Annotated in this window: 6 protein-coding genes and 1 pseudogene; 3 read left to right on the forward strand and 4 right to left on the reverse strand. The window is 70.5% G+C overall.

The genetic code is table 11. The annotated features are described in order from the left end of the window. Together IY392_RS13285 and IY392_RS13290 are read left to right on the forward strand one after the other, a co-directional pair. Positions 1–581, forward strand: a pseudogene (locus tag IY392_RS13285) (hypothetical protein); the annotation flags it as partial. An 89-nt stretch (positions 582–670) separates the two neighbouring features. Further along, entirely contained in the window at positions 671–1,048 is a 378-nt protein-coding gene (locus tag IY392_RS13290; RefSeq protein ID WP_156607106.1) for a hypothetical protein, read from the forward strand. Between the two features lie 101 nt (positions 1,049–1,149). Here the strand turns inward: IY392_RS13290 and guaA are convergent, their stop codons facing one another. The 4 genes from guaA to guaB all read right to left on the reverse strand — a co-directional run bounded on the left by guaA (position 1,150) and on the right by guaB (position 7,379). Next, entirely contained in the window at positions 1,150–2,754 is a 1,605-nt protein-coding gene (guaA, locus tag IY392_RS13295; RefSeq protein WP_194861468.1) for a glutamine-hydrolyzing GMP synthase, read from the reverse strand. Between the two features lie 64 nt (positions 2,755–2,818). Next, positions 2,819–4,609 carry an FAD-dependent oxidoreductase gene (locus IY392_RS13300; RefSeq protein WP_107755873.1) on the reverse strand — a complete coding sequence of 597 codons (1,791 nt, stop codon included), beginning with the start codon at positions 4,607–4,609 and terminating at the stop codon, positions 2,819–2,821. Between the two features lie 88 nt (positions 4,610–4,697). Beyond that, a complete protein-coding gene (locus IY392_RS13305; RefSeq protein WP_182612598.1) occupies positions 4,698–5,837 on the reverse strand; it encodes a GuaB3 family IMP dehydrogenase-related protein in 1,140 nt (379 codons plus the stop codon). A gap of 6 nt (positions 5,838–5,843) precedes the next feature. Continuing rightward, positions 5,844–7,379 (reverse strand): IMP dehydrogenase, encoded by a 1,536-nt coding sequence (gene guaB / locus IY392_RS13310; RefSeq protein ID WP_017837214.1) that lies wholly within the window; start codon positions 7,377–7,379, stop codon positions 5,844–5,846. A gap of 111 nt (positions 7,380–7,490) precedes the next feature. Between guaB and IY392_RS13315 the strand changes: the two genes are divergently transcribed. Continuing rightward, a partial coding sequence (locus IY392_RS13315) for a DUF5319 domain-containing protein (RefSeq protein WP_375292916.1) occupies positions 7,491–7,904 on the forward strand: 414 nt, incomplete at its 3' end.

Raw genomic sequence — 7,904 nt, forward strand, 5'->3', positions numbered from 1 at the left:
CGGCCGCACCGCCGCGCCCCCGGTCCCGGCTGACCAAGGTCACCCTCGGTCTGGCGCTCATCGCGGTGGCCGTGGCCGGTGGACTGGCGACACTCGGCGGGGTGGTCTGGCTCGACGCCACGAGGATCGCCGCGATCGGACTCGCCGTGGTGGCCGGCGGGCTACTCGTCGGCGCGGTCACCCGCAGAGGGCACGGACTGCTGGTCGTCGCCGGCCCCCTCGCCGGTTTCGTCCTTCTCGCCTCGCTGGTCCAGGTGCCCGAGGGCGGCTGGGAGGGCACCGGCGAGCAGCTGATCGAGATCACCGACCCCGCCCAGTTGGACGCCCCGATCAACCATCAGGTCGGCAGCATCACCGTGGACATGCGCGAGTTGGAGCTGGACCGCGATCGCAGCTACAGCATCGCCAACAACGTCGGAGAAGTGCAGGTGCTGCTGCCCGACGGGGTCACCGTGGAGACGAACTGCACCACCGACATCGGGAGCGTGGACTGCCCGACCGGCCTGTCCGGCGATGTCTCCGGCCCCGTCCTGACCCTCAGCGTGCACTCCGGCGTCGGAAGCGTCGTGGTGACGCGATGAGTGACCCGCGCGCCCACGACCCGACAGCTCACCCAGACCACACCGACGACACGGACCACGAAGAACCGCAATCCACCGGGAGCCCCGACATGACCAGCCTGCACTCCGACTCCACGACCCGCCCCGACCAGCCGCTCCAGGACCCGCTTCCCTACGGCTCCGGCGTCACCGACGCGCAGGGGTTCCCGTACGGGACCTCCCCCGCGTACGGGGTCGCAGCCGGGTACGGGGCCGCCCCCGTGCACGGGATCCCGGCCGGGTACGGGGTGGCCTACGAGCCCGCGACGGACGCGGTCGCGCGGCGCGAACGTTCCGGGTCGCCGGTGCTCGCGGTGGCCGGACTGCTCTCCCTCGGGGTCGCCGTGTGGGCGATCCTGGGCGCGCCGGTGATCACGACGACCGTGATGATCGCCGCGTCACTCGTGCTACTGGTCCTGGTCGGGCTGGCGATGGTCATCCGACGCTGACCCGCACACCGACGTCGGATACCCGGCCGGCCCCGTCCACAGGGGCCGGCCGGTTGTCACGGTCGGGGGATGACTCCGCGCCGAGATGTCCCCGCCGCCCGTCACTCCCACTCGATGGTGCCCGGCGGCTTGCTGGTCACGTCCAGCACGACCCGGTTGACGTCCGGGACCTCGTTGGTGATGCGTCCCGAGATCAGCGCGAGGGTCTCGTACGGCACGCGCGTCCAGTCCGCGGTCATGGCGTCCTCGGAGCTCACCGGGCGCAGCACTATCGGGTGGCCGTAGGTGCGTCCGTCGCCCTGGACGCCCACGGAGCGGACGTCGGCGAGCAACACGACCGGGCACTGCCACACCGAGGCGTCGAGCCCGGCCGCGGTCATCTCCTCGCGCACGATCGCGTCCGCCGCGCGCAGGGTCTCGAGCCGGTCCCGGTCGACGGACCCGACGATCCGGATGGCCAGGCCCGGGCCGGGGAAGGGGTGCCGACCGACGATCGCCTCCGGCAGCCCGAGCTCCCGGCCCACGGCCCGGACCTCGTCCTTGAACAGCAGGCGGAGCGGCTCCACCAGCGAGAACTCGATGTCGTCCGGCAGGCCGCCCACGTTGTGGTGGCTCTTGATGTTGGCGGTTCCCGCGCCCCCGCCTGACTCGACCACGTCCGGGTACAGGGTGCCCTGGACGAGGAAGTCGACGGAGGCGGCGTCGTCACCCTGGAGTTCGAGGGCCTGGGTGACGGCACGCTCGAAGGACCGGATGAACTCGCGGCCGATGATCTTGCGCTTGGACTCGGGGTCGGTCACCCCGGCGAGGTGACCGAGGTAGGTCTCCGAATCGTCGAGAGTGATGAGGCGGGCACCGGTGGCGGCCACGAAATCGTTCTCGACCTGCTCCCGCTCCCCCGCGCGCAACAGACCGTGGTCGACGAACACACACGTGAGTCGGTCCCCGATGGCCTTCTGCACCAACGCGGCCGCGACCGCGGAGTCGACGCCACCGGACAGCCCACAGATCGCCCGGCCGTCACCGATCTGCTCACGGACGGCCTCCACCAGTTGGTCCGCGATGTTGGACGCCGTCCAGGTGGGTTCGAGGCCCGCGATCTCGGTGAGGAAGCGGGTGAGGACCTGCTGCCCGTGAGGCGAATGCATGACCTCGGGGTGGTACTGGACACCGGCCATCCGGCGTTCGGCGCACTCGAACGCCGCGACCGGGGCACCGGGGGACGTGGCCGTCACCGTGAACCCCTCGGGCGCGGTCGTGACCGCGTCCCCGTGGCTCATCCACACCGGGTGGTGCTCGGTCAGTCCGGCGTGCAACAGGCCACCCGACACCGTCACGTCGGTGCGCCCGTACTCGCGGCTTCCCGTGTGCGCGACCTCACCGCCCAGGGCGCCCGCCATGGCCTGGAAGCCGTAGCAGATGCCGAAGACCGGCACCCCGAGATCGAGCACCGCCGGGTCGAGAGCCGGGGCGTCGTCCGCGTAGACGCTGGCCGGTCCGCCGGACAGGACCAGGGCGACCGGGTTCTTGCCCCGGATCTCCTCCACCGTCGCCGTGTGCGGGATCACCTCGGAGTAGATCCTCGCCTCGCGCACCCGCCGCGCGATGAGCTGCGCGTACTGGGCGCCGAAATCGACGACGAGGACGGGGCGGGGAGCCGCTGCCTCGGCGGTGAACTGGGAGTCGGTCTGCGCGTTCTCGGCCACGAGGTCGAGTCTAGGCGCAGCCCGCACGCAACCGAACTCGGCCGGGTCCACCCGCCACCCGGACTCACACGCGGGCGGGGGCACCCCCACTGGAGACCCCGACGATCGGCAGACGCAGCGCGCCGGGCGCCGCCTCCGGCACGACCGGCGACGCGGGCGGCACCGGGGTCAGGCGCTGGTAGGGCTCGCCCTGCGCGGGACGGGGGTCGGCCTCGCCCTTGTTGGGCCACAGCGACATGGCCCGCTCGGCCTGGGCGGTGATGCTCAGCGCCGGGTTCACGCCGAGGTTGGCGGAGATGGCCGACCCGTCCACGATGTGCATCGTCGGGTAGTTCCACACCCGGTGGTAGGGGTCCACGACGCCACTGTCCGGCGAATCGGAGATCGCACATCCACCCAGGAAGTGCGCGGTCATCGGCATGTTGGCGATCTCGCCCCACGTCCCGCCGGCCAGTCCGCCGATGTTCTCGGCGATCCGCCGGGTGGCCTCGTTGCCCGCGGGGATCCAGGTCGGGTTGGGCTCGCCGTGGCCCTGCTTGCTGGTGACGTACCGGAACGGACCGCGACGTTTGACCGAGGTCTCCAGAGAGTTGTCGAGGTTCTGCATGACCAGGGTGATCACCGACCGCTGGCTCCACCGCCGCAGGTAGAAGAGCTGGAAGAACATGCCCGGCTTGCGGCGGATCTCGTCGACCAGGGTGCGCCACCGCGGGAGCGGCCCGTCCCCGTCCGTGAGAAGGGTCTGCAGGATCGCGATGGCGTTGGAGCCCTTGCCGTAGCGGACGGGCTCGATGTGGGTGTCCGGCCGGGGATGGAACGACGACGTGATCGCCACGCCCTCCGAGAAGTCCTGTTCCGGCAGGTAATTGGGGCGCATCGCCCCGAGGATCGACTCGGAGTTGGTGCGGGTGAGCTTTCCGAGCGCCGGCGAGAGCCGGGGCAGTGCGCCGTCGTCCTTGGCGTAGTGCAACAGATGCTGGGTACCCCAGGTCCCGGCCGCCATCACCACGTGAGAGGCGGTCACCGTGGTGGTGCGCTTACCCCGTCTGGTCCAGGCGCCGGTGCGCTCGAGTGTCACCTCCCACGTGCCGTCGGCCCGCTCGTGCACCCCACTGACGGTCGTGCGGTCGAGAACCCGGGCCCCGGCCCGCTCGGCCAGGCCGAGGTAGTTCTTGAGCAGGGTGTTCTTGGCCCCGTGCCGGCAGCCGGTCATGCACTCGCCGCACTCGATACAGGCGGTCCGATCCGGCCCCACACCGCCGAAGTACGGGTCGCGGACGGTCTCGCCGGGCTTGCCCTCTCCCCCGGTCTTCTCCCCGAAGAACACACCGACCGGCGTGTAGACGAAGGTGTCCTCGGCGCCCATGTCGCGGGCGACGGCCTTCATGACGTCGTCCGAGTGGGTGTGGGTGGGGTTGGTGACCACACCGAGCATCCGGCGCCCCTGGTCGTAGAACGGGGTGAGCTCGTCCTCCCAGTCGGTGATGTGGCCCCACTGCCGGTCGGTGAAGAACGGGGGGTTGGGCTTGTAGAGGGTGTTGGCGTAGTTGAGCGAGCCACCGCCGACGCCTGCCCCCGCCATGACCATCACATCGCGCAGCAGGTGCACGCGCTGGAGACCGAACAACTTGAGCTTGGGCGCCCAGACGTACTTGTTGAGACGCCACGACGTCTTGGGGAAGTCCGAGTCCTCGAAGCGACGACCCGCCTCGACCACCGTCACGCGGTAGCCCTTCTCGGTCAGACGCAGGGCCGTGACACTTCCGCCGAATCCGGACCCGATGACGAGGACGTCCGTGTCGGTACTGCCGGTGGGGGCGGTGGTGGTCGAGGGCGACGGCGCCGATGTCGTCATGGTGGATCTCCCTGGTGATCGAGGTGTGGGTCACAGTACCCGAGCACCACGAACCTACCCGACAGTAGTGCTCGATTTGTCCACCGCCTCAGGGACGAACGGACAGGTCCACCTTCTGGAACCCCTTCACGTCCGAGTAGCCGCACTTGGCCATGGCGCGGCGCAGGCCACCCATCAGGTTCCGCGTCCCGTCCGGGGCACTCGTGGGTCCCTCGAGCACCTCGGCCAGGGGGGACAGGGCCGTCTCGTCGTCGATCTCCGCGACATGCCCCCGGGGGACCTTGGGGTGGGCGGAGACGGCGTCCCAGTACACACCCCGCCCCGGGGACTCCAACGAGCCGGCCAAGAGCGGACCCAGGACTACGGCGTCAGCACCACAGGCCACCGCACGGGCGATGTCGCCTGAGGTGTAGATGTCACCGTCGGCCAGCACATGGACGTAGCGGCCACCCGTCTCGTCCAGGTAGTCGCGTCGCGCGGCCGCCGCGTCGGCGATCGCGGTGGCCATGTGCACCTCCATCCCGAGTACGGAGCCCGTCGTGGTGACCCCGTCGACGCCGCCGTAACCCACGATCACACCCGCCGCGCCTGTGCGCATGAGATGCAGGGCGGTCTTGTAGTCCACCACGCCGCCGGCGATCACCGGCACGTCGAGCCCGTGGATGAAGTCCTTCAGGTTCAGCGGTTCGTCCTCGCCGCTCACATGCTCGGCGGAGATGATCGTGCCCTGGACCACGAGCAGGTCGATCCCGGCGCCGACCAGGCCGGGCGTGAGCTCGCGGGCGTGCTGCGGAGACACCCGGACCGCGACGGTCGCACCCTCGTCGCGGATCCGTCGCACCGCCGCCGCGAGCAGCTCCCGGTCGATCGGGGCGCGGTGCAGCTCCTGGAGTCGAGCCACCGCGCGGTGGCCGGTCACGTCCTCGAGGGCGATCTCGCGCAACTCGTCGATCGCCGCCTCAGGATCCTCATGCCGCGCCCACAGGCCCTCGCCGTTGAGCACCGCCAGGCCGCCCAGCCTGGAGAACTCCACCGCCGACTCGGGTGAGACCACCGCATCGGTCGGGTGGGTCATCACGGGCAGGTCCATCCGGTAGGCGTCGATCTGCCAGGACGTCGACACCTCCTTCGAACTGCGGGTGCGACGGGAGGGGACGATGTCCACCTCGCCGAGCCCGTACATCCGTCGGGCCTCGCGGCCCATTCCGATCTCCACGACGTTGCGCACGCGGCTTCAGTCCTTGACGTTGTAGTTGGGGGCCTCGACGGTCATCTGGATCGCGTGGGGGTGGCTCTCCTTGAGCCCCGCCGCCGTGATCTGGACGAACTGGGCGCGGTTCATGTCGGGAATGGTGGCCGATCCCGTGTACCCCATTCCCGCACGCAGCCCGCCGTTGAGCTGGTGCAGGACCTGCGCGACGTCGCCCCGGTACGGCACCCGTCCCTCGATGCCCTCGGGGACGAGCTTCTCCTCGGACAGCACGTCGTCCTGGAAGTAGCGGTCCTTGGAGAACGACTTCTCCTGTCCGGGCTTGCCTCGTCCGCGCATCGCGCCCACCGATCCCATCCCGCGGTAGACCTTGTACTGCTTACCGTCCACGAAGATCAGGTCGCCGGGGGACTCGGTGCAGCCCGCGAGCAGGGAGCCGAACATGCACGCCGACGCGCCGGCCGCGATCGCCTTGGCCACGTCGCCCGAGTACTGCATACCGCCGTCGGCGATCACGGGGACGCCTGCGGCATGGGCCGCCACGGAGGCCTCCAGGATCGCGGTGATCTGCGGCGCGCCCACCCCCGCCACGACACGGGTGGTGCAGATGGAACCGGGGCCGATGCCCACCTTGATGGCGTCCGCACCCGCGTCGATCATCGCCTGGGCGGCGCCCCGGGTGGCGAGGTTCCCGCCGATCACCTGGACCCGGTCGCCGAGCTCGCGCTTGACCCGGGCGACCATCTCGAGTGCATTGCGGTTGTGGGCGTGAGCGGTGTCGACGACGAGGACGTCCACGCCGGCCTCGGTCAGGGCGCCCGCGCGCTGCCAGGCGTCCTCGCCCGTCCCGATGGCCGCGGCCACCCGCAGTCGACCGTCCGAGTCCTTGGTGGCGTCAGGGTGCTTCTCGGTCTTGACGAAGTCCTTCACCGTGATGAGTCCGGTGAGACGACCGTCCCCGTCCACGATCGGCAGCTTCTCGATCTTGTGACGGCGCAGGAGCCCGAGCGCGGCCTCTGCCGTCACCCCCTCCCGCGCGACCACCAGCGGTGCGCGGGTCATGACCTCGTCCACCCGCCGCGACTTATCCACCTCGAACCGCATGTCACGGTTGGTGATGATGCCCACGAGCTCACCCCGCTCATCGGTCACCGGCAGGCCGGAGATCCGGTAGCGGGCGCACATCTCGTCGACCTCGGCGAGGGTGTTGGCGGGAGCACAGGTGACCGGGTCGGTGACCATGCCCGCCTCGGACCGCTTGACGGTGTCGACCTGGGCCGCCTGGTCGGCCACCGACAGATTGCGGTGCAGCACCCCGATCCCGCCCTGGCGGGCCATGGCGATGGCCATGCGTGCCTCGGTGACGGTGTCCATCGCGGACGACACCAGCGGCACCCGCAACGTGATGTCGCGGGTGAGTCGGGTGCTCGTGTCGACCTCGCTGGGGACCACCTCGGAAGCGGCCGGGAGCAGCAGCACGTCGTCGAAGGTCAGGCCCACCATGGCGACCTTGGTGGGATCGTCGCCGCCGGTGCGCACGGGGCCTCGCGACTCGCTCATCTGCCGTCCTCCTGGGGGTCGTCTCGGTCTGGAGTCCGAGGATAGTGCGTCCGGGGTCCCGGGCTCGAACCGTCGGCCCCGCCGGCTGGCGTCCACGGGTACGGTGAGGGGGTGAACGATCCCCTACGGCACGGCATGCCGCCCGACCCGTTCGCCGGCGATCCGGATGATCCGACGGCGGAACTGGCCGGGCTCGACCCCGCGGACGACGGCATCCCCTCGGGCCCGCTCGACGCGGAGGAGCGCCGCGCGATCGAGGAGGACCTGGCCGATCTCGCGGAGTTCCGCGAGCTCCTGGCACCCACCGGTGTCAAGGGCGTGGCCGTGCAGTGCGAGGACTGTGCGGAGGAACACTTCCACGAGTGGGACATGCTCCGCGCCAACCTCATGCAGCTCCTCGAGGACGGTTCGCTCCTGCCCCACGAGCCCGCGTTCGACCCGATCCCCGACGACTACGTGTCGTGGGACTATTGCCGCGGGTACGCCGACGCGGTGCGGGCGATCCGCCCGCGCCGGCTCCACTGG

The organism is Dietzia sp. SYD-A1 (assembly GCF_015356725.1).
Classification (GTDB): Bacteria; Actinomycetota; Actinomycetes; order Mycobacteriales; family Mycobacteriaceae; genus Dietzia.